Below are 22003 nucleotides of genomic sequence, written 5' to 3'. Positions count from 1 at the left end.
TAAAAAAGGCTCCTAACCGAAGTGTAGGAGCCTTTTTTATTTATTTGTCAGCGTTGTGACTGTCGTACAACCAGTTTGCCATATCGACAAACTGTTCGAGTGTTAGGTTCTCAGGGCGCATGCTTGGGTTGATGCCAAGCTCTTCCAATACGTCCTTATCAATCAAACTCTTGTAGCAATTACGAACGGTTTTACGACGTTGGTTAAAGCCTTCACGACATACACGATCTAGCCACTTTAGGTCTTTAGCCGGGTAAGGCAGCACTTCATATGGCTGAAGACGCACAACTGCAGAATCTACCTTCGGTGGCGGAACGAAAGCCGTTGGTGGTACTTCCAGTACTGGTGTGACTTTACAGTAGTATTGAGCCATTACCGTCAGACGACCGTATGCTTTGCTACCAGGGCCTGCAGCTAAGCGGTTCACTACTTCTTTTTGTAGCATAAAGTGCATGTCTTGGATGTCTTTATGGAATTCAAAAAGGTGGAACATCAGCGGTGTCGAGATGTTGTATGGCAAGTTACCAAAGATACGAAGCTTATTGTTTGGTTTAACAAGTTGCTCGAAGTCGAACTTCATCGCATCACCTTCGTGGATCGTCAGCTTATCTGCTAGGTCCGGGTGGTTACGAAGACGTTCTGCAAGGTCTCTATCCAATTCGATAACAGTAAATTTATCGACAAGCTTACCTACCGGCTCAGTAATTGCGCCAAGGCCTGGGCCGATCTCTACTAGGTTTTGACCTGGTAGTGGGTTAATGCTCGATACGATGCCATCAATAATGTATGGATCGTTAAGGAAGTTTTGACCAAAACGTTTACGCGCTTTGTGCCCTAAGTGGACATCATTTCTCATTGCTTTTTCTCTACTAATTCAATGGCGTGCGTGAGCGCTGTTCTAAAGCTCCCTGTATCGGCTTGGCCTTTCCCTGCCAAGTCTAAGGCGGTACCGTGGTCGACTGATGTGCGAATAAACGGTAAGCCAAGCGTGATGTTCACTGAGCGACCAAACCCTTTGTATTTCAATACCGGGAGTACTTGGTCGTGATACATACCTAAAACAGCATCTGCATCTTGCAAATATTTTTCATTAAAGATGGTGTCTGCTGGCAATGGGCCAACTAAATTGATGCCATCTTCTTGGCGAATTTTTTCTAGCGTCGGGGTGATGGTTTCAATCTCTTCACGCCCTAAACAACCATCTTCACCAGCATGTGGATTCAAGCCACACACATAGATAGTTGGTTTCTCAATAGCAAATTTTTCAACCAAGTCTTTATTTAGAATAGCAATAATTTGCTCTAATCTGTCTTCGGTCACAGCTTGAGATACATAAGCTAGTGGGATGTGCGTTGTTACTAGCGCAACACGCAGCCCTTCAGTTGCCAACATCATCACCACCAGTGGTGTATTGGACTTCTCTGCAAAGAACTCGGTATGGCCGCTAAAAGCAACGCCAGCTCGGTTAATTACACCCTTGTGAACGGGGCCGGTGACAATAGCATCAAATTCATCATTCATACAGCCAATTGCTGCGGTTTCTAAAGTATTTAATACGTAATGACCATTAGCCTCATTGAGTTGACCTGCAACTGCCGTTTCAGCAAGTGGAACGTGTTTCACTACCAGTGTGCCAGCGCGTTGCGGTTGCTTAGCTGCATTTGCATCGTAGTCCAGAAGATCGACTTCGATACCAAGAATTTTAGCTCGCTCGGATAGCAGTGTTTTATCAGCACAAACCACGAGTTGATGAGGCCAACTTTCTTGAGATAGAGCCAAAGTTAAATCTGGGCCTATCCCTGCTGGTTCACCTGCGGTTATGACAATACGTTTAGTTGTTGTCATCTTGGTCGTCCTCAACCATCTCAACAAAGGCACTTGCTCTTACTTCTTGTAGCCAAGCACCAGCTTCTTCGTTGAATTTACGGTTAAATAGAATTTGGTAAGCTTTGTTTTTCAAAGCTGAATCGGTACGGTCGACTTCGCGACGGTCTAGTACTTCAACAATGTGCCAACCGTGTACGGTTTTGAATGGCGCACTGATTTTGCCTTCTGGTAGCGTTTCTACTTGGTGTTTGAATTCTGGTACATACAAATCTGGTGTTTGGTAGCCTAGCTCACCATCTTGTACTGCAGAACCTGGATCTTGGCTGTATTGCTGTGCAAGGTCGCCAAAGCTCGCTTCACCTGCGTTTACGCGGCGCGTGATCTTTTCAAGTTGTTCTTTCGCGCCATCGTCACTCAAGATTACGGTTGGCTTAATCAAGATATGACGAGCATTCACTTCCGTTACTGCTACGGTTTCTAAGCCTTTCACATCTTCAATTTTTAGAATGTGGAAACCTACACCGCTACGGAAAGGACCGATGATGCTGCCTTTATTTTGCATTTTGATCTGGTCAGCAAAAATGGTTGGCATCTCTTCTTTACGCATCCAACCCCAATCACCACCTTGCAGCGCTTTAGGACCCTTAGAGTAAGTATATGCCATGGTGCTGAAATCTTTGCCTGAGTTCAGTTCTTCGACAAGTTCTTTAGCTTGGGCTTCTAGCTCTTCTTTGGTTTGGTCATCATTGAAGCGAAGTTGAATGTGTCCAATCTTGTATTGAACGGTTGCGTTAGTCTCTTGCGCTAAGATATCCGCTAGGTTATCGACCTCTGCAGGAAGGATGTTAATACGACGGCGAACTAGAGCATTGCGAGCCTCACTTGCCGCAATTTCTTTTCTTACTTGCTCTCGAAATGCATTGTAGCTAAGGCCTTCTTCAGCAACCGATGCGGTAAGTTGTTCTACCGTTTGGTTGTTGTCTTTAGCGATACCTTCAATTGCTTGATCAAGTCGAGCATCATCAATACGAACACCGATACGTTCTGCTTCTTGAGTTTGAATAGTATCGATGATCAGTTTTTCTAGTACTTGCTCATTGAGCACATCTTGCGATGGCAATGTTTGCCCGCTTTTCTTAGCGTTTGCGCGCAGCGTCTTTATCGAGGCATCGATGTCGCTTTGTAAGATAACGCCTTCGTTAACGATAACTTTTACGCTGTCTAGCTCGACTGGCGCTGCAAAGCTTGTTGATAAAGTACAAGTCGCTGCGATAGCAATTAATGTGCGTTTCCACAATGTCATGTGTAATCCTTTAAATTTACTGACGTTTTATCAATAAAGAAAATTAGTTATTTAAGAAGAATGGGCGACCGTAGCTCAAAGAGTTATCTGAACTGCTATCACCAATAGCGCCGGAATCAGATCCGATATTGGTACCAAAGCCAACAATACCGAAGTTCACACTGAAGTTGTTTTCGTATTCAGGTGTGGTATTCGGGTCACTAATGTTATTTGTCAAACGGTTACTATAGGTAAAGCCGATGTACCAACAATCCGATCTATAGTTTAAACGAGCTAACCACTCTAGATCTTCTTGTGTGGTTAAGTCATAGAAATATTGAGCACTGGTGCTCCATTTCGGTGAAATTTGGTAGGAACCAAGTAAACCCGCTTGCGAAATACCATCTCTTGTTATGGATGATACGTCAAAATCTACAGTTTCATTTATGTACTCTTCTGTTACATAGCGGTAGTTGGTTTGTATGTAACCGCCTGCGAAGCGATATTCTAATGTGCTGTTTGCAAGTTGCATTGCAGTAGTATCGATATCGTATTGCACGCCACCATGGTAGAACAGGTAGTCATCATAGTTGAAATCCATTTCAATAGCCCAAGACGAGTAATTAGTTTTTTTGCCTGAATCGTCGTTGTCTAAAGTCTGTTTTGTATCTTTGTCGATATAAAAAATTTGACCGAAAGAGATATTGAGGCGCTCTTTATATTCATCATCAAAGAAACGAGATGAGGCGCCGTAGCTGATTTGGTTTGCTGAAGCAATACGGTCTACGCCACTATATTTACGACTTCTAAATAAGCCGTAATAATCTGTTTGTAATAGTGTAGTGTCGTACAAGCCAATATCACTTTGATCTTGCTCTGGTACATACAAATACTGAACCTGTGGCTCGAGTGTTTGAGTGTAGTTACCAACGATAACGGTATCACGCTCAAGAATGATACCGGCATGGCTTCGAAATTCAGGGATAACTCGACTTACCGATTCTTCTAAATCTTTGTACTCGTCACTTGTTGTATCAACGCCATCAAGATCTTGCTGGTAGTATGTACCAAGTAGTCGAGCTTCAGTTGTCCACGTTCCCCAAGTATTTCCAACAGGTATAGTAATACCCGGTTCGATATGGACGCGAGTCGCAGATGGCTTGCCTTTGGCGTCAGTATCAAATGCCGATACATGACTGACCATATCGAAATCTAAATATTCCATTACCTCAGGAGCGTAGTAGTTATATTCAAGCTGCGGCATTAGGCGGTAAGGTAGGTTGTTACTGGTTGTTAGGACTTGGAAGTCTCGGACAAGCACTGACGCATCCCAATTGTGAGAACGGTAAGTCGCTTGGCCTTCCTGCAATAGTTGGCCATCTTCACGGTTACCAATGCTGCTTGAGCTAACGTCAGTAAAGTAATCAATATCACTCACTTTTGAGTAGTCGACTTCGAATAACCAAGACTGTTGGAATATACCTGAGTGCTGGAGTTGTGCACCCCAGCGGTCACCCTTATCTTTGAACTTCTTATCATCAGGTAGGTATTCTGATTTGATGCTACCTGAACCAAAGTCGCTCAAATATCTGAATTTACTGTTGAGTTGAGTGCCACGCTCTTGCATGTACTTGAAGGTGGTTTCTAAGTCGTAGTTTGGTGCTAAGTTCCAATAAACTGGGATTTCAGCTTCAAAACCATCACTTGAACCGTATGACACTGTTGGGTATAGGAAACCAGTCTTACGTGTGTCACCAATAGGAACGGTCAGGTATGGTAGGTAAAAGACAGGAACACTTTGAATTTCAAAACGTGGGTTATAAAAAGTGGCTTGTTCTTCATTCTGATCTACGTCGATGCTTGATGCTCTCAGACGCCACGCGTTGTCACCAATCGGGCAAGAGGTAATCGAGCCATCTTCAATCTCATAAACCGCTTTACCTGTTTTTGCTATATAAACAGCATCTCCGCGACCGGGCTCGCAAAGGAATTCGTAATCGGTGTTCTCAAGCGTCATTTCATCTGTAGTCAGATTATTGGTCGCTCTGTCTGAGATAGATTTGATTTGACCATCACTAAAGTTTACGTTGCCTTCAGCTACAACGATATTTTCTTGTTGGTGCAGGGTTACGTTATCTGCAAGGATGGTCTTGTTCCCTTGCGTAACTCTTACATCTCCTGAATATATTGCCTTTTCACCATTGATAGCTTCTAAGCGATCTGACTCAACGTGAGCGGGTAGCTGTGTCTCGTTTTCTGCAGCGGGTTCGATCAAGCATTGATCTATAGAGGGCATTTCCTGCACACTACTATCGGTGATTGTTTCAGCTTGAGTTGTCGACACGTATAACGCCGTACTTATAGACGCGGCTAACAAGGTGCGGGAAAAAGATTGCATGAAGTTGAACTATCCTGTGTCACTAGATGAAGGGTTGATCTAGTATCAATCCAATTAATAAAGCATTTTCCTTATGATAAAGGAAATAATAGCATTCAGCATCATCAGACAGCATTACTCAGATAAAATTCATAGATAGAGAACACATAATGCAAATATTTGGCAAAATTTTGGGCGCGTTTTTTGGCTTTTTATTTGGAGGGCCACTCGGTTTAGTTTTTGGTCTGTTTTTAGGACACCAATTCGATAAAGCTCGCCGATTGAACCAATCAGGCTTCAATAGCTCTGGTTTTGGTCGAGGTCCAAGCCAAGCAGAAAGACAGAACGAGTTTTTTAAATCCGCTTTTGCGGTTATGGGGCACGTTGCTAAAGCGAAAGGGCAGGTAACGCCAGAAGAGATTCAACTCGCTTCTACCATGATGGAGCGTATGAACCTGCATGGCGAACAGCGTAAAGCAGCGCAAGATGCATTCCGTGACGGCAAAGAGAGCGACTTCCCTCTGAACGACGTACTTGAGCGAGTTAAAATCTCATCGGGTGGTCGTTTTGATCTTCTGCAGTTCTTTCTAGAGCTTCAGGTATCTGCCGCATTTGCGGATGGAAGTTTGCACCCGAGTGAACGTCAAGTTCTGCATAAAATAGCGCAAGGGCTTGGGTTTTCGGCAGCACAACTAGAACGCCGCTTGCAGATGCAAGAAGCTGCGTTCCGTTTCCAACAGCAAGGTGGAAGCTTTGGTGGCCATCAGGGTCATGGGCGATCATCAGGTTGGCAACAGGCTTCGCAACAGAACCAACTTGGCGACGCATATAAGGTTCTTGGTGTGAGTGAAAGTGCTGACGGTAAAGAGGTGAAGAAAGCCTACCGCAAGCTGATGAATGAACATCACCCAGATAAACTGATGGCGAAGGGCTTACCGCCTGAGATGATGAATGTTGCGAAAGAGAAATCGCAAGAAATTCAGAATGCTTATGACCTGATAAAGAAAGTAAAAGGTTTTAAGTAATTGAACACTAAACCGAGTAATAACAAAGTTACTCGGTTTTTTATTAAAGGGAATTATATGACGGTAACGTATCAGGATGTTCTAGAGTTTTGGTTCGATGAGTTGACGCCTAAAGATTGGTTTACTGGCGGCGCCGAGATTGACACTTTGATAGAGTCTCGATTTTCTGAATTGCATAAAGCAGCCATTCAAGGCGAGCTATTTGAGTGGCGCCAAACTGCGCAAGGACGATTGGCTGAGATTATCGTACTTGATCAGTTTTCTCGAAATATTGGTAGAAAAAGTCCGACAGCATTTTCTGCTGATCCGATGGCGTTGGCTCTAGCCCAAGAGGCGGTAGCGGGTGGTTTTGATCACCAGCTTAACGAGCAACAGAAAAGCTTCCTGTATATGCCTTATATGCACAGTGAATCTTTGTTAGTCCATGAACAAGCCGTGGAACTCTTTTCTCAAACGGGATTAGAGCATAATCTGGACTTTGAGTTTAAGCACAAGGTTATCATTGAGCGATTTGGTCGCTATCCGCACCGTAATGAGGTGTTAGGGCGAGCTTCGACTCCCGAAGAGATTGAGTTCTTGCAGCAACCGGGCTCAAGCTTTTAATTGTAGAAATACGGTCAAAGAATTGAGAAGAGGCTAGAGGTTAATAAAAACCTCTCGCCTCTTTTTTACTTTAGTGATCAACTTTAGCCTTAGAGCTAGTTTGCTTGGTTGAGCGACCAATCGTATTCATAACTGATGTTTTGAGTATTGGTTACTGCTTCAATTCGATATTGTTCTAAGTGCTGAATAAGCTGTTTCTTCGTACCAAAATCCACAGCAAACCATTCGTAAATCGATGATAGTTGAAGCTTATTGTTTGTAACCATCACGCCTTTGTCACTGCTTACAAACTCAGTTGCAGCTTGCTCTAGCAAGGCTTCAGTATTTTTAGAGGTAAAAGCGTCAGGTTGTAAGTTAGGGCAACCTAGGCTGGCACAGTTCACTGCATAATGCGTGCGAGGATCTTGCCAAATTGGTCTTAGGATTCGGTGTTCAATGTCATTGAGTGTCAGTGATTTCCCATTAACGACTACCACATCATCTCCCCACGGACCGAAACTAAATAGTCCGCCAAGTTTAGTTATGGATTTGATCGGGTAGGCATCAAGAATCAAATCGACAGTCACGGCGTTGTATAGGTTAACCCAATAGGCATACTGCTCCGCTTTTGAATAGTTGAGCGGATTCACCTGTTCGAGTTGCTTGATGTATTGCTTAAGTTTGGTCTTATCGGCAGTGTTCACCGCTGTATAGCTAACTAACGTATTTTGCCCCTGTTTAACCAAGTAGCTATCGAGGAATTGCTGCCAATCTTGATGAGATACCTGTTCTAGGTTGGTTTCGTCGCTTTGCTTCCAGTATGGCCAAAGATCGGATTTAGGCGCAGACCAAGCTAAGGTTGAGAAAAGTAGGCTGACAATAAAAAGTAGTTGTTTCATGGCATTCTCCTGATGACTGACTACTAAGACCTTAAGGCTTACCATTTTCTTTCATTGCTCTTCATTTAAATAAACATATGAAGTTAAGTTAAAAGCTTAGCCAAATAAAAAAGGTTGGCACTTGGCCAACCTTTAGATTTATTCAGAAACGTCTCATTATTTTAGGAAGCTAGGAATCTTAGCTTCAAACTCTGAGATCTTATCGGCATGTTGAAGTGTAAGGCCGATATTATCTAAACCATTCAGTAAGCAGTGACGACGGAACTCATCAATTTCAAACGAGTACTCTTTGCCGTTCGCGCTGACTTTCATTGCTTCTAGATCAACCGTAATTTCTGCACCTTCATTCGCTTCAACGAATTGGAATAGCTCATCCACTTCTTGCTCAGTCAATCGAACTGGCACCATTTGGTTGTTGATCGAGTTACCGTAGAAAATGTCGGCAAAGCTTGGTGCGATCATTACTTGGATACCGTAATCGGCAAGCGCCCACGGTGCGTGTTCACGAGATGAACCACAACCGAAGTTTTCACGAGCTAAAAGAATTGAAGCGCCTTGGTAGCGAGCTTCGTTCATTACAAAATCAGGGTTTGGCTGTTGGCCTGCATCGTCTAGGAAGCGCCAATCGTGGAACAAGTGCTTACCAAAACCGATGCGGTTTACTTTCTGTAGAAACTGCTTTGGAATGATCGCATCAGTATCGATGTTGGCCGTATCTAGAGGAACGACTAATCCGGTGTGTTGTTGAAAACCTGACATGTTAAATCCTCTAATTAAAGTTCACGAATATCGACAAAGTGACCAGCGATAGCCGCTGCGGCTGCCATTGCTGGGCTAACTAGGTGCGTACGACCATCACGGCCTTGGCGGCCTTCAAAGTTACGGTTTGATGTAGAAGCACAGCGCTCTTGTGGACCTAGACGGTCGTTGTTCATCGCAAGACACATAGAGCAACCCGGTAAACGCCATTCAAAGCCTGCTTCGATGAAGATCTTATCTAGGCCTTCAGCCTCAGCTTGTGCTTTAACTTGCTCTGAACCCGGAACGATAAGCGCTTGAACATGTTTCGCTACTTGACGGCCTTTCGCTACCGCTGCTGCTGCACGCATGTCTTCGATACGAGAGTTAGTACAAGAACCCACGAACACTTTATCTACGTTGTAATCAGATAGAGATTTACCGGCTTCAAGACCCATGTAAGCCAGCGCTTTTTCAGCTGATGCTTTTTCTACAGGGTCTGCGAAGCTTTCTGGTGCAGGGATTGGTGTGTCTACTGAGATAACCTGACCTGGGTTGGTACCCCAAGTGACTTGTGGTTTGATGTCTGCCGCTTCTAATGTAACAACTGCATCGAATTCTGCATCAGCATCGGTTTTTAACGTATCCCAGTATTCGATTGCTGCTTCTAGGTCTTCGCCTTCTGGAGAGAACTTGCGACCTTTGATGTACTCGTATGTCGTTGCATCTGGAGCGATTAAGCCTGCTTTAGCGCCAAGCTCGATTGCCATGTTACATACTGTCATACGACCTTCCATCGTAAGGTCGGTAATTGCCTCACCACAGAATTCAACTACGTAGCCAGTACCGCCAGCCGCCGTTGTTTTACCGATGATCGCTAGCACGATGTCTTTTGCAGTGATGCCAGGAGTAACCTTGCCTTTTACTTCGATCTTCATGGTTTTAGCGCGAGCTTGTTTTAGCGTTTGCGTAGCTAGAACGTGTTCCACTTCTGAAGTACCGATACCAAATGCTAGTGAACCAAATGCACCGTGTGTAGCCGTGTGCGAGTCACCACATACGATGGTCATGCCCGGTAGCGTAATACCTAGCTCAGGACCCATTACGTGCACAATACCTTGGTATTTGTGGTTTAGATCGTAAAGCGTGACACCAAACTCTTCACAGTTCTTCGATAGCGTTTCCATTTGGATACGAGCCATCTCACCAGAAGCGTTGATGTCTTTAGTTTGTGTCGATACGTTGTGATCCATGGTCGCGAAAGTCTTGCCAACTTGGCGAACTTTGCGGCCTTTCTCACGTAGGCCATCAAAGGCTTGAGGTGACGTTACTTCGTGAACTAAGTGACGATCGATATAAAGAATTGGTGTTTCGCCCTTCGCTGCAACCGCAACGTGAGCGTCATAAACTTTTTCGTATAAGGTTTTTGCGTGCTGGTTTGTCGACATAGCTTTTCTTCCTTGGGAGCATCAGTCCCAGTGTTTGTTTCGAGCCAAGTCATGCGGTTTACGCTGACTTGGCTTGATATTATTCTTATGTACTTGCTTCTAATCGGAGCCTTTAGCTTATGAAGCTAAGATGTACTCAGCGATCTTGTCACCCATTTCAGAGGTAGTCAGCGCTTGGTTTTTGCCAGCAAGGTCTGCCGTTAGCTCGCCTGCAGAAAGTGCTTTAGAAACCGCTGCTTCGATGTCTTGTGCTGCCGCTTCTTCGCCTAGGCTGTAACGAAGCATTAGGGCTGCAGAAAGGATTTGCGCGACTGGGTTTGCGATGTTCTTACCTGCGATATCTGGTGCGCTGCCACCTGCTGGTTCGTATAGGCCGAAGTTGCTTTCATTTAAACTTGCAGAAGGAAGCATACCCATAGAGCCAGTGATCATTGCGCACTCATCAGAGATGATGTCACCAAAGATGTTTGAACATAGCATTACGTCAAACTGAGATGGGTCTTTGATTAGCTGCATGGTCGCGTTGTCGATGTACATGTGGTTTAGCGTTACATCTGGGTAATCTTTTGCGATCTCTTCAACGACTTCACGCCATAGGATAGAGCTCTGCAGAACGTTTGCTTTATCGATTGAGTAAACGTTTTTGTTACGTAGACGTGCAGATTCAAACGCAATCTTGGCAATACGTTCGATCTCGTAACGGTGGTAAACCTCAGTATCAAATGCTTTTTCCGTTGCGCCTTCGCCTTCACGACCTTTAGGTTGGCCGAAGTAGATACCGCCAGTTAGTTCACGTACTACCACGATGTCAAAACCGCGCTCGGAGATATCAGCACGAAGTGGAGAGAAAGACTCTAAACCCTTGTGAATTTGCGCAGGGCGTAGGTTACAGAACAGTTGGAAGTGTTTACGTAGAGGAAGTAGGGCACCACGCTCTGGTTGATCGTTTGGTGGAAGGTGTTCCCATTTAGGGCCGCCAACCGAGCCAAATAGTACTGCGTCAGATTCTTCACAGCCTGTTACTGTCGCTTCTGGAAGTGGACAGCCGTGGTTATCAATTGCGATACCACCAACATCATACTCTTCACGAGAAAAGCTAATCGCATGCTTCTTTTCAATCGCGTCTAGCACTTTGTGTGCTTGCTGCATTACTTCTGGGCCAATGCCATCACCAGGTAGTACGGCAATCTTGTATGATTTATCAGTCATGTTAATCCTTTAATTCTTGTTACTGAGCTCTTTCGCTCGTTTTAAATTTTGTCCCTAAAGCCAATAACATCGGCTCTAGGGCTCTGTTATTGGGTGTTTAAACTGTTGCGATTCTTTGCTGTTTCATTTCAGCAATGGTGTCTGCGCGTTGAATGCTATTAATAACGTGCAGTAGCGCCTGACCAGAGGCCTCAACGATATCCGTTGAAACGCCTGTACCGTGGTACTTGCGGCCTTTATAGTTCGCAATAATATCAGCTTGGCCTAAGCCATCTTCGCCTTCACCTTTCGCGGTAAGGTCGAATTTATCCAATGCAATTTCGTAACCCGTTAAGCGGTAGATACATTGGTATAAAGCATCAACCGGGCCGTTACCGACAGCCGCTTCGCATTTCTCTTCATCACCACATTGCAGCTTGATGCTGGTGGTAGACATAACACTACCAGATTGTACGCTTAGGTAGTTAAGTTTATAGAAGTCATCTTCGTCACGTAGATTTGCGAAGTGCATTAGTGCTTCTAGGTCGTAATCGAATACTTGGCCTTTACGGTCAGCCAGTTTCAAAAAGTCTTCGTACAATGAATCTAGGTTGTACTCATTGTCTTTGTAGCCCATTGCGTCCATGTGGCTCTTAACGGCTGCACGACCACTGCGGCTTGTTAGGTTCAATGCTTTGTTTTTCAAGCCAATAGACTCAGGTGTCATGATCTCGTAAGTGTTCTTGTTCTTAAGCATGCCATCTTGGTGGATACCTGAAGAGTGGCTGAACGCGTTAGCACCAACGATTGCTTTGTTGTCTTGAATTGGCATATGGCAAAGCTGGCTAACCAATTTACTGGTACGGTGAATCTCTTTGTGGTCCAAACCGGTATGAACACCTAATAGCTCTTGACGAGTTTTGATGATCATTGCGATTTCTTCTAAAGAACAGTTGCCCGCACGCTCACCGATACCGTTAATAGTACCTTCAACTTGACGAGCACCGGCTTGTACCGCAGCAATTGAGTTAGCAACCGACATACCCAAGTCATCGTGACAGTGAACAGAGATGATTGCTTGGTCGATGTTTGGAACGCGATCAAATAGCGTTTTGATAATGCCACCAAACTCGTTAGGTACTGTGTAGCCCACTGTGTCTGGAATGTTGATGGTTTTCGCGCCCGCGTTGATTGCCGCTTCAACCATACGACATAGGTTATCGATAGGCGTACGACCTGCATCTTCACAAGAGAACTCAACATCGTCTGTGTAGTTGCGCGCATGCTTTACCGCTTTTACTGCCATATCGACAACATCGTCGTAGCTACGGCGTAATTTATCTTGCACGTGAACCGTTGATGTAGATATGAAGGTGTGAATACGGAACTGCTCAGCGACTTTTAACGCTTCTGCAGCGGCATCGATATCCTTCGCTACAGCACGAGAAAGTGCACAGATTCGGCTGTCTTTAATATTTTTTGCGATGGTTTGTACTGACTCAAAGTCGCCTGGTGATGACACCGGAAAGCCCGCTTCAATAACATCTACACCCAGTCGTTCAAGTGCATAAGCGATCTGTAATTTCTCTTTTACCGTTAAGCTTGCAGCCAACGCTTGCTCGCCATCACGTAAGGTCGTGTCAAAAATTATCACTTGATCGTTCATGGGTGCTTCCTTATATCGATAATGAATCGATTGCTATCCAAATTATTATTAAGAATGATGTTCTTTTAAAAGTGCCAGTTACAAAAAAACCCGCTCAGCGCGGGTTTTAATATTTGTGTAGTTCTTGACCCACAACTTACCCGCGCGATTGGTTCACGATAAGGAGAAGTTTCAGCAGTCGAGAAGAAGAAAAAATCATTACACAAATATCCGTAAATAAACTGTTAACACCATATTTACCGCAATTTATTCTGAGCGTCAAACAAGAAAATCCAATATCAGCGTGCTTTGGCGGTGTTTTTTTTTGGTTTGTGCTGCTTGCGTGTTGTTTGCTGGTGTTATCCGCTGATTGAGTGTTTTGTACTGGGCGGTTAGTTTATCGTTTGGCTGATGTGTAGGTTAAAACTTTGTAGTAAATCTTTTTGATGGAACGATTCACCAATAAAATTAAAAGGGTGGCTAAATTAATTAATCATTTGATTAAATAGTGAGTAATTAATCTTCTACAACCATGTCGATTTATCCCTATAATTAATCGTGTGATTAATTATAGGGATAGGTCTCAGTGATGGCAGCGCGTAAAGCAGGGCGACCTCAACAGAATCTAGATGTACGGCAGTTACTCATTGAGCACGCTCGAGATCTGTTCGTGGTTCAACCGTACGACAAGGTATCGACTCGCTTAGTTGCTGAGCTAGCGGGTGTGAATATTGCGATGATTCGCTATTACTTTGGCAGTAAAGCCGGATTGTTTGAGGCGATGCTGCGTGAAACGCTACGACCGATGCAATTACAAATGCAGAGACTCGTTGATGAAAGCAGTCATGAGAACTTTCTTGATTTAATGCGGACTTACTACAAAGAGATGGTCAAGGTGCCGAAGTTTCCTCGCTTGATAGCCCAAGTGATGAATATGCCTCCCTCTGAAGTGCAAAGAGAGTTGCTCGAAAAGGTTTTCCTCGATGTTGCAAAGCCAGCCCAAGATGTCATTTTTGAAAAGTTGGTTGAACAAGGCATCTTAAAACAGAACATGGATCCAAAATTGTGCCGTATTTCGTATGTAAGCTTGATGGTGTTTCCTTTCATCGCTCCGCCGCCTTTATTGGCAATTCATGGGATTGAGATTAATGAAGAATTTCTTAATCGTTTAATCGAACACAACATTCAACTGATGACTGAAGGCTTTATCAACGCGCCGAGCCCTTCTTCCGTGCAGGACCAAAGATAATGAAAATAAATAAAAAACTACTCTTCTTTCCAGCACTTGCGGTTGGTGTGATTGGCCTTGTCGCCGCGATTAACTTGAAGCCGGATCTTCCAACCAAACCTGCGGGTGATAGGGCTCGCTTAGTTGATACTGTGAGCCTAGAACAACAACTGATAGCGCCGTTAGCGGTCGGCTTTGGCAAAGTGGTGCCTAAAGTTGAATGGAAAGCGATTGCTGAGGTGACAGGACAGATCGTGTATCGACATCCAGATCTTGAAAAAGGCCAGGTGATCCCTGCAGGAACGGTCGTGCTCAAGGTTGATCCATTGGATTACGAATTGAAACTGATACAAGCAGAGGCGGATCTAAAATCAAGCCAAACCTCATTAGCGAAATTGAATCAAGAAGAAGACAACCTTAATAAGACTCTTAAGATCGAAAAGAATCGTTTGGTGATCAGCAATAAAGAGCTACAACGTAAACAGGATCTGCGTAAGAAAGGGCTCACCTCTCAATCGGATGTCGACCTGCAACAACAAAGCGCATTGTCTCAGCAGAAGTTGGTATTAGATATCGCGAACCAAATCGCGTTGATGCCAGATGAAAAGCGTGTTGCGGAAGCGGTGATTAAGGTCAACGTGTCTAAGGTAAAAGAGGCGCAGCGCTCTCTCGATAAGACCACGATCACTTTGCCAAGAGCGATGCGAATTGCTCAGGTTGATATCGAACAAAATCAAGTAGTTAACCTTCAGCAGGAGATGTTTATTGCTCACGGGATTAATGTCATGGAAGTAGAGGCGCAACTTTCTATTCACGATATGCAAACTTTAGCCTCCAGCTTTAACCAATTTCCTCGCGATGCTGCAGGAATCCCTAATCCTTATGAAGCGCCAATCAAAGCAAGCATTCAACTTAACAGCGGCAACCTGAACCTCAGTTGGCCAGCGAAGGTGGCAAGAATCAGCGAAACAGTTGATGAAAACCAAGCGACAGCGGGGATTATTCTCGAGATCGCTCAAGATTACTCACAATTGCAACCAGACAGCGCGACGCCTTTGGTTAACGGTATGTTTGTCAAAGCTGAGATTGAGGGTGTCGCCAATCTAAGTTGGGTGGTTCCAGAGCGAGCACTGCATGGTGATAAGGTTTACCTGATGGATGACAACCAGCGTTTGCAAGTGGTCAATGTTGAAGTGCTTTATCGCAGAGACAATCAAGTGGTTGTGAGTGGAGAGCTACAAACTGGAGATAAACTGGTTCTCAATGATGTCCTGCCAGCAATAGAAGGCATGTTACTGAGAGAGTCCAACTCTGAAGAGGCTGAGCTTGAATCAGATACTCAGGAGAGTGCGTCATGATCAAGTTTTTCTCTCGGCACCCAACAGCAGCAAACTTGTTGATGCTTGGGTTGTTGATCTTGGGTATAAGCTCACTATCAACCATCAAACGTGAAACCTTCCCCGCTTACGATCCGCCTTACATTATGGCTGCGATTGTTTATCCCGGCGCCTCTCCAAAAGAAGTGGAAGAGAGCTTGTGTGTGCGAATGGAAGATGCAGTAGACGGCTTAGCCAACATTGAAGAAACTCAGTGTGAAGCCATCGAAGGCAGCGCTCGTTTAATTCTAAAGTTAAATGAAAAAGCGGACATCGGCCGAATGCTGGTGGATGTGCAAACCCAGATCAACTCGATCAATGATTTCCCAACTGAGATTGAATCGCCTGTTGTTCAAGAGCTAGATTGGAATGAACCGGTTGTCGATATCGCTATAACAGCCGAAACGTCGTGGCCAGAACTTAAGGCCTACGCGGAAGATCTTAAGCGCACCATGAAGCTTGATTACGATGTCTCTTTGGTCGAGGTTAGCGGCTTCTCGGATCATCAATATCGAGTGGAACTGGATACCCAAGCTATTCGTCAGTTGGGTTTGAGTGTCGGTGATATCGCGGATCAAATTGGTCGACAGAATGTAAAACTGCCGAGTGGTAACGTTGAAACACCAGACAAAAACTTTCTGATTCGTTTCGACGAGAGACGAGTTACGCCTGTTGAGCTGGAAAGCATCGTGGTTGGATCTGCGCCTAATGGCTCGGTGATTCGTTTGAGAGACATAGCCAAAATAACCGACCGCTTTGAGCTTGATGAGCAAAAGGTGCTATTTGATGGCAAGCCTTCAGCGCTGCTTAAGATCAGTAAGAACAAAGAAGACGATGCGCTGCGAATCAAAGAGAACGTAACACGATTCGTTGAAGATCAAAGCGCGATTGCTCCTGATGGCGTGACACTACAAATGACCAACGATCTCTCATCTGTACTTTGGGATCGTCTAACCATGATGGTACGCAACGGCTGGCAAGGTATTGTGCTGGTGTTCGCCACCATGTGGCTGTTCTTCAGCTTACGTTATTCATTTTGGGTGGCGGCAGGGTTGCCAGTGGCCTTCCTTGGTGGCTTGTTCTTAATGGCCAACCTTGGTTTGTCGATCAACATTATGTCGCTGGTCGGGTTGTTAATGGCAATCGGTATTATGATGGATGACGCCATCGTGATCGCCGAATCGATAGCCTCCCACTTAGATAGGGGACAAAGCGTCGATGATGCGGTGTACAACGGCGTTAAGAAAGTGCTTCCCGGAGTACTGTCTTCTTTCTTAACCACGGTGTGTATTTTCGGTAGCTTACTGTTTCTTGATGGCGAGATGGGCGCTGTGCTTAAGGCCGTTCCTCAAGTATTGATTTTGGTGCTGTCGTTGAGCTTGATTGAAGCCTTCCTGATTCTACCTAATCACCTATCTCATTCATTACACAAAGAAAAAAATGACAAGCCAGCGCTGCGCTTTAAAGTGGTGTTGCTTGAGAAGTTTGAGAACTTCCGTAATACCACTTTGATGAACATGGTTGAGAAAGTCGTGACGTTCCGCTACGCCTTTATGGGCGGAGTGATTACGCTATTGTTGCTTTCAGTCGCCTTGATTGCTGGCGGGGTTGTTAAGTTTCAACCTTTCCCTGAGCTGGATGGTGATATTGCCGAAGCGCGAATCATTCTTCCGCCGGGCGCATCACTGTCTCAAACCGAGAAAGTGGTCGACAAAATTGTCGCGTCGGCTGAGCGCTTGAACAAACAATGGAGCGAAGAGGTTGAAGAAGGCAATACACTGGTCGAGCATATCACCAGCCAATTCAATGCCAACGCCGATGCCAATGAATCAGGCCCACACTTAGCCACAGTGCGTTTAGATCTGCGTGGAGCAGAGAGCCGTAACACGGTTATCGATGATTTCATTGATGCATGGCGAGAGGATATCGGTGACTTGGCGGATCCTATTTCATTGGTGTTCAAGCAACCTACTATGGGGCCGGGCGGTCGTGCTATTGAAATTCGCGCCAAACACGATGACCTGAGCGCATTGAAATCCGCTTCTTTGGATATTCAGGAGTACCTTAATCAGTTTGATGGGGTGCATGGCGTGCTTGATGACATGCGCATGGGTAAAGAAGAGATCTTGGTGAAGCTGCGCCCTGGAGCCGAAACCTACAATGTGAATGGGCAGATGATCGCTTCCCAATTACGTGCGGCTTTCTTTGGTCAGACAGCGGATGAGATTCAAATCGGTGTTGAGAATATCTCGATTGAAGTTCGTCTTGATAAAGAACAAGCGGGTGATTTACAGCAGCTGGCTAACTTCCCAATCATCACTGCAGACGGCAGTCAGATTCCATTAGCAACATTGGCAACGTTAGATTTTCAGCGTAACTATGTGCGAATCCAACGTATCGATGGGTTGAGAACCATCAGTATCTTTGGTGATATTGATAATAAGAAAGCGAGTTCATCCGCGATTTTGGCTCAGTTCCAAAAAGATGAAGCCGCCAAACTTATTCAGAAGTACCCGGGTTTACGCTTTGATTTCGAAGGGGAGGCCAAGGATGCAGCCAAGACTGGCGCTTCGATGGGCAAAGGATTCTTGCTCGGCTTATTCGGCGTGTTTGCGATTCTTAGCTATCAGTTCAGAAGCTATTTAGAGCCTGTGGTCGTGATGTTAGCGATTCCACTCGCTTTTATTGGGGTGGTCGTTGGTCACTGGATACTTGGCCATTCTTTGAGTATGCCAAGCATGATGGGCTTTGTGTCGCTTGCCGGAATTGTGGTTAATGATTCCATCTTGTTGGTGCAGTACATTCGTCACCATGTCGATGAGGGAGATAGCGTGCATGACTCGGTGGTGAAAGCCAGTCGCGAGCGTTTCCGAGCGGTATTCTTGACCTCAATGACGACTGCGGCAGGTTTGCTACCGCTGTTGACGGAAACCAGCTTACAGGCTCAGGTTATCCAGCCATTGGTTATTTCGATCGTATTCGGCATATTTGCCTCGACCTTACTGGTGCTGTTTATGACCCCTGCTGCTTACGCGATATTGGCGGATTTCGGTTTGGTTAAAAAGCACGAGCCACTAGCGCTATAGCCTTTAGCGCTATTATCATTTGCGAGTACTACTATTATTAGCGAGCTCTATTATCATTAGCGAACGCTATAACCATTAACACGATAGAAGTAGTGTTTGCTTGCTTATATAAAGAAGTAAAAACATAGATGAATAAAGCGGCCTTGGGCCGCTTTATTTGTATCGGTCGCTTCAATTGCTATCCTGACTTGGTCCATTGACCTGCCTATCAAGCATGGGAAATTTCATTTTAGTTCATTCAAAACGTCACTTAACTGTCATTTGTTGAGCATAACTTGAGCCTTAACTGAATAAGGATTGTTAAGGAGATCGTATGCGTACTATCGAACCTATTGTCCGCTGGGATGTGGCATTTTCTGTTTTCTGTTTAAACAACCGCTATGGCGGGCAACATGCAACGCTCAGTAAAGCGGTGTCTCATACTGGAGATGGACACCTTTATGTTTTGATTGCCTTGATTGCACTGCTGGTCGATAGCAACACCGGTCGAGACTTTCTTTTGGTGGGCTTAACCGCCTTCGCAATCGAACTGCCTATTTACTGGTTTGCTAAAAATACCCTCAAGCGCCGTCGACCAGCTGAATTCTCTTCACTACTTCACTCTCATATTGTGCCATCCGATAAATACAGTCTGCCTTCAGGGCATTCCGCTGCTGCTTTTGTTATGGCGACCCTAATCGGGCATTTCTATCCGAGCTTGTACCTCTTTAGCTTGGTGTGGGCAACTGCGATTGCAGGCTCTCGAATCCTGCTCGGTGTGCACTTTTTAACGGACGTACTGATTGGCGCAGCCTTGGGCATCGCTTGTACCAGCCTCGCTATCAGCTTCATCCTGTAATTATTTTGTTGGCAACCACTGCCGAGCTTAAGTGGTAAATTTAAAGGAACATGCATGAAAATTTTATATGGCGTACAAGGCACAGGAAATGGGCACATCGCTCGAGCGAGAGCAATGGCCGTCGCTTTTCGTCAGCAAAATATTGATGTCGATTTTCTGTTCTCTGGGCGAGATGAGAGCAAATACTTTTCGATGGAAGCGTTTGGCAACTATCAGACCCGCAGCGGCTTAACTTTTTACAGCGAGCAGGGGCAGGTTAAATACGGCAAAACATTCATGAAGAACAACATCTGGCGATTTCTCCGTGAGATTAACCAGATCGATCTTACGCCTTATGACTTAGTGATTAATGATTTTGAGCCTGTCACTGCATGGGCGGCTAAGAGACAAGGTGTGCCATGCATTGGGATAAGCCACCAGAATGCGTTTCGTTATGATGTACCCAAAGAAGGGGGCAACTGGATTGAACATTCAGTGATTCAACATTTCGCCCCAACCGAGCACTCTATTGGCTTGCACTGGTATCACTTTGAACAGCCGATTTTGCCGCCTATCGTTCACACGTTGGTTGGTGAGCAACAAATAAAAACAACACAAGACTTTACGTTGGTCTATTTGCCATTTGAGGATCTTGAGTCGATCTCAGAGCTGCTGATGAAGTTCATTTCGCAAAACTTTGTCTGTTACCACCCGGATGTGATTGAGCATTGCCGAGTTGAAAATATTGAGTTCAAACCACTGAGTCATGCGGGCTTTCAATTCGACCTCAATCAGTGCTCTGGTGTGGTCGCAAATGGCGGCTTTGAATTGCCATCTGAAGCCCTAACTTTGGGGAAGAAATTGCTTCTCAAACCACTCGAAGGACAGTTCGAACAACAGAGCAATGTGGCGACGCTAGAGGCCCTTGGGTTAGCTCAAACCATGACGTTTTTAGATGCGGCTATCTTGCGCGCTTGGCTCAGTGAAAAACAGGCCGAAGTGGTCACCTATCCAGACGTGGCAAGTGCACTCGTTGAGTGGGTATTAGCAGGGAATTGGTCTAATCAAGATGATTTAAGAAAGCAACTTTGGGACAAGGTCGACTTTCCAAGTTATGCATCGCTCACCTAACTCATAAGTGCTATTTCTGAATTGACCGGTTGAACAATTCACGAGTTCAATAAATTGTAACAAATGTAACCAAACGATAGAACAGCTAAATAAGTCGAAATTAAACTCATAAGTGACGCATTTTATGTTTTTTTATAACTCTATAAATAATTGATTTTTAGATGTTGTTTAATCATTAAGGTAAAATAAAATTATTCTTTATCAATCTTGTTGGTAGCTCGAGATGCATTGGTTAATAGTAATGTCAATCCGAAAAACATCGGTCTGATAAATATAAGAATTAGTGGTTATCTATTCTCATACCATTACCAATTTAACGCTGTCGAACCGACAAGAGGCAACTTGAATGTTAGATAAGAAAGACGCAATGAGTGCTATTGCAAGCTACAGAATGGAAAGCACACTTCGTGGAGTCGACTTAAATCTTTTGACTGTATTTGATGCAGTCATGCAAGAGCAAAACATTACACGTGCAGCTCACAATCTGGGTATGTCTCAGCCTGCTGTAAGTAACGCTGTTGCTCGTCTAAAAGTGATGTTTAACGACGAACTATTCATGCGTCAAGGTCGTGGTATTCAACCGACTCAACGTGCTCGTCAGTTGTTTGGTCCAATCCGCCAAGCGCTACAGTTAGTACGCAACGAACTACCAAGTTCTGTGTTCTCTCCAGAGTCGTCTTCTCGCCTGTTCAAACTAGCGATTTGCAGCCCTTGTGATATGCGTTTTGCTCCTAAGATTATGTCGACAATCAACGAGCAAGCACCTAGCGTGAAACTGCACATGGATGCTGAATTCGATCGTCAACTTTCTGAGCGTATGCGCTACCAAGAAATCGACTTCGTTATTGATTACGCTCGTTTTGATGAGCAAGGCTTCTCAAGCACTGAAATCTTCCAAGACGAATTAGTTGTGGTTGCTTCTGCTTCTCACCCACGTATCAACGGTGAAGTTTCTGCGGCAGAGCTGCTTAACGAAAAGCACGCAAAACTGTCTCGCATCCATGGTCAACGTAGCTTCTCTGAGCAAGCTTACCGTGACCTAGATTGCACGCCTTTCTACGAAGGTACGAGCTTAAGCAACGTTCTTTACGTTGTAGGCCAATCTGAACTAGTAACAATTGCTCCTCGTTGGATGGTAGAACATGCAGCAAACAAAGAGCAGCTTCAGATTCTAGATTTCCCATTCGATAATGCGGCGATTTCTGGCTTCCTAAGCTGGCACGAATCAAGTGAAAAGGATAAAGGACACATTTGGTTACGAGATCAGTTAATGATGATCTGTGGCGAAGTAGTGGCACTTAACTAGACACTAATCCCTATGATTTATAAGCCCTAAGCTAGGAGACTGGCCTAG

General features: G+C 44.8%; 17 protein-coding genes. 8 read left to right on the top strand and 9 right to left on the bottom strand.

The window, feature by feature from the left end:
* Nucleotides 1-40 precede the first annotated feature (40 nt).
* The 4 genes from rsmA to lptD are packed head-to-tail and all read right to left on the bottom strand — an operon-like array spanning nucleotide 41 to nucleotide 5507.
* Nucleotides 41-856: a 16S rRNA (adenine(1518)-N(6)/adenine(1519)-N(6))-dimethyltransferase RsmA gene (rsmA, locus tag F0229_RS04890; RefSeq protein WP_171732375.1), complete on the bottom strand. Its 816-nt coding sequence runs from the start codon at nucleotides 854-856 to the stop codon at nucleotides 41-43.
* Nucleotides 853-1845, bottom strand: a complete 993-nt coding sequence (pdxA, locus tag F0229_RS04885; protein WP_102398245.1) for a 4-hydroxythreonine-4-phosphate dehydrogenase PdxA — start codon at nucleotides 1843-1845, stop codon at nucleotides 853-855. Before pdxA ends, rsmA begins: the two co-directional genes overlap by 4 nt.
* Nucleotides 1832-3130, bottom strand: a complete 1299-nt coding sequence (surA, locus tag F0229_RS04880; RefSeq protein WP_171732374.1) for a peptidylprolyl isomerase SurA — start codon at nucleotides 3128-3130, stop codon at nucleotides 1832-1834. The genes pdxA and surA overlap by 14 nt, the downstream gene beginning before the upstream one ends.
* 43 nt (nucleotides 3131-3173) lie before the next feature.
* Nucleotides 3174-5507 (bottom strand): LPS assembly protein LptD, encoded by a 2334-nt coding sequence (gene lptD, locus F0229_RS04875; protein ID WP_171732373.1) that lies wholly within the window; start codon nucleotides 5505-5507, stop codon nucleotides 3174-3176.
* A 149-nt stretch (nucleotides 5508-5656) separates the two neighbouring features.
* On the opposite strand from lptD, the gene djlA reads away from it, so the two are divergent.
* A complete protein-coding gene (gene djlA, locus F0229_RS04870) occupies nucleotides 5657-6511 on the top strand; it encodes a co-chaperone DjlA (protein ID WP_171732372.1) in 855 nt (284 codons plus the stop codon).
* Between the two features lie 57 nt (nucleotides 6512-6568).
* On the top strand, nucleotides 6569-7114 hold the full coding sequence (locus F0229_RS04865) for a DUF924 family protein (protein ID WP_017061386.1): 546 nt from the start codon (nucleotides 6569-6571) through the stop codon (nucleotides 7112-7114).
* Between the two features lie 95 nt (nucleotides 7115-7209).
* Here F0229_RS04865 and F0229_RS04860 read toward each other — a convergent pair whose 3' ends face one another.
* The 5 genes from F0229_RS04860 to leuA form a co-directional block, all read right to left on the bottom strand.
* Nucleotides 7210-7992, bottom strand: a complete 783-nt coding sequence (locus F0229_RS04860) for a DUF547 domain-containing protein (RefSeq protein WP_171732371.1) — start codon at nucleotides 7990-7992, stop codon at nucleotides 7210-7212.
* 156 nt (nucleotides 7993-8148) lie between these two features.
* Complete coding sequence (leuD, locus tag F0229_RS04855) at nucleotides 8149-8751, bottom strand: 3-isopropylmalate dehydratase small subunit (RefSeq protein WP_017062937.1); 603 nt, start codon at nucleotides 8749-8751, stop codon at nucleotides 8149-8151.
* Nucleotides 8752-8765: 14 nt separating this feature from the next.
* Nucleotides 8766-10178, bottom strand: coding sequence for a 3-isopropylmalate dehydratase large subunit (gene leuC, locus F0229_RS04850; protein WP_017062936.1), 1413 nt, complete (start codon nucleotides 10176-10178; stop codon nucleotides 8766-8768).
* Between the two features lie 117 nt (nucleotides 10179-10295).
* The gene (leuB, locus tag F0229_RS04845; protein ID WP_171732370.1) at nucleotides 10296-11387 is read right to left on the bottom strand and encodes a 3-isopropylmalate dehydrogenase; all 1092 of its coding nucleotides are present in this window, start codon (nucleotides 11385-11387) and stop codon (nucleotides 10296-10298) included.
* Between the two features lie 97 nt (nucleotides 11388-11484).
* A complete protein-coding gene (gene leuA, locus F0229_RS04840) occupies nucleotides 11485-13032 on the bottom strand; it encodes a 2-isopropylmalate synthase (protein WP_171732369.1) in 1548 nt (515 codons plus the stop codon).
* A 568-nt stretch (nucleotides 13033-13600) separates the two neighbouring features.
* Here leuA and F0229_RS04835 point away from each other — a divergent pair.
* The 6 genes from F0229_RS04835 (at nucleotide 13601) to leuO (ending at nucleotide 21955) form a co-directional block, all read left to right on the top strand.
* On the top strand, nucleotides 13601-14260 hold the full coding sequence (locus F0229_RS04835; RefSeq protein WP_171732368.1) for a TetR/AcrR family transcriptional regulator: 660 nt from the start codon (nucleotides 13601-13603) through the stop codon (nucleotides 14258-14260).
* Entirely contained in the window at nucleotides 14260-15597 is a 1338-nt protein-coding gene (locus tag F0229_RS04830; RefSeq protein ID WP_017062932.1) for an efflux RND transporter periplasmic adaptor subunit, read from the top strand. The genes F0229_RS04835 and F0229_RS04830 overlap by 1 nt, the downstream gene beginning before the upstream one ends.
* Entirely contained in the window at nucleotides 15594-18701 is a 3108-nt protein-coding gene (locus tag F0229_RS04825) for an efflux RND transporter permease subunit (RefSeq protein ID WP_171732367.1), read from the top strand. The genes F0229_RS04830 and F0229_RS04825 overlap by 4 nt, the downstream gene beginning before the upstream one ends.
* Nucleotides 18702-19014: 313 nt before the next feature.
* Nucleotides 19015-19539 carry a phosphatase PAP2 family protein gene (locus F0229_RS04820; protein ID WP_017062930.1) on the top strand — a complete coding sequence of 175 codons (525 nt, stop codon included), beginning with the start codon at nucleotides 19015-19017 and terminating at the stop codon, nucleotides 19537-19539.
* A gap of 54 nt (nucleotides 19540-19593) precedes the next feature.
* On the top strand, nucleotides 19594-20649 hold the full coding sequence (locus F0229_RS04815; RefSeq protein WP_171732366.1) for an MJ1255/VC2487 family glycosyltransferase: 1056 nt from the start codon (nucleotides 19594-19596) through the stop codon (nucleotides 20647-20649).
* A gap of 346 nt (nucleotides 20650-20995) precedes the next feature.
* Nucleotides 20996-21955 carry a transcriptional regulator LeuO gene (gene leuO / locus F0229_RS04810; protein ID WP_017061397.1) on the top strand — a complete coding sequence of 320 codons (960 nt, stop codon included), beginning with the start codon at nucleotides 20996-20998 and terminating at the stop codon, nucleotides 21953-21955.
* Nucleotides 21956-22003: the final 48 nt, after the last annotated feature.

It is taken from the genome of Vibrio sp. AIC-3, from assembly GCF_013114515.1.
GTDB lineage: Bacteria > Pseudomonadota > Gammaproteobacteria > Enterobacterales > Vibrionaceae > Vibrio > Vibrio crassostreae_C.
The sequence above is the reverse complement of the archived record's forward strand: the minus strand, read 5'-3'. Positions and strand labels throughout refer to the sequence as shown.

Coding starts and splice junctions, on each gene's coding strand:
- rsmA (WP_171732375.1), bottom strand. CDS start 856: ATGAGAAATGATGTCCACTTAGGGCACAAAGCGCGTAAACGTTTTGGT.
- pdxA (WP_102398245.1), bottom strand. CDS start 1,845: ATGACAACAACTAAACGTATTGTCATAACCGCAGGTGAACCAGCAGGG.
- surA (WP_171732374.1), bottom strand. CDS start 3,130: ATGACATTGTGGAAACGCACATTAATTGCTATCGCAGCGACTTGTACT.
- lptD (WP_171732373.1), bottom strand. CDS start 5,507: ATGCAATCTTTTTCCCGCACCTTGTTAGCCGCGTCTATAAGTACGGCG.
- djlA (WP_171732372.1), top strand. CDS start 5,657: ATGCAAATATTTGGCAAAATTTTGGGCGCGTTTTTTGGCTTTTTATTT.
- F0229_RS04865 (WP_017061386.1), top strand. CDS start 6,569: ATGACGGTAACGTATCAGGATGTTCTAGAGTTTTGGTTCGATGAGTTG.
- F0229_RS04860 (WP_171732371.1), bottom strand. CDS start 7,992: ATGAAACAACTACTTTTTATTGTCAGCCTACTTTTCTCAACCTTAGCT.
- leuD (WP_017062937.1), bottom strand. CDS start 8,751: ATGTCAGGTTTTCAACAACACACCGGATTAGTCGTTCCTCTAGATACG.
- leuC (WP_017062936.1), bottom strand. CDS start 10,178: ATGTCGACAAACCAGCACGCAAAAACCTTATACGAAAAAGTTTATGAC.
- leuB (WP_171732370.1), bottom strand. CDS start 11,387: ATGACTGATAAATCATACAAGATTGCCGTACTACCTGGTGATGGCATT.
- leuA (WP_171732369.1), bottom strand. CDS start 13,032: ATGAACGATCAAGTGATAATTTTTGACACGACCTTACGTGATGGCGAG.
- F0229_RS04835 (WP_171732368.1), top strand. CDS start 13,601: ATGGCAGCGCGTAAAGCAGGGCGACCTCAACAGAATCTAGATGTACGG.
- F0229_RS04830 (WP_017062932.1), top strand. CDS start 14,260: ATGAAAATAAATAAAAAACTACTCTTCTTTCCAGCACTTGCGGTTGGT.
- F0229_RS04825 (WP_171732367.1), top strand. CDS start 15,594: ATGATCAAGTTTTTCTCTCGGCACCCAACAGCAGCAAACTTGTTGATG.
- F0229_RS04820 (WP_017062930.1), top strand. CDS start 19,015: ATGCGTACTATCGAACCTATTGTCCGCTGGGATGTGGCATTTTCTGTT.
- F0229_RS04815 (WP_171732366.1), top strand. CDS start 19,594: ATGAAAATTTTATATGGCGTACAAGGCACAGGAAATGGGCACATCGCT.
- leuO (WP_017061397.1), top strand. CDS start 20,996: ATGTTAGATAAGAAAGACGCAATGAGTGCTATTGCAAGCTACAGAATG.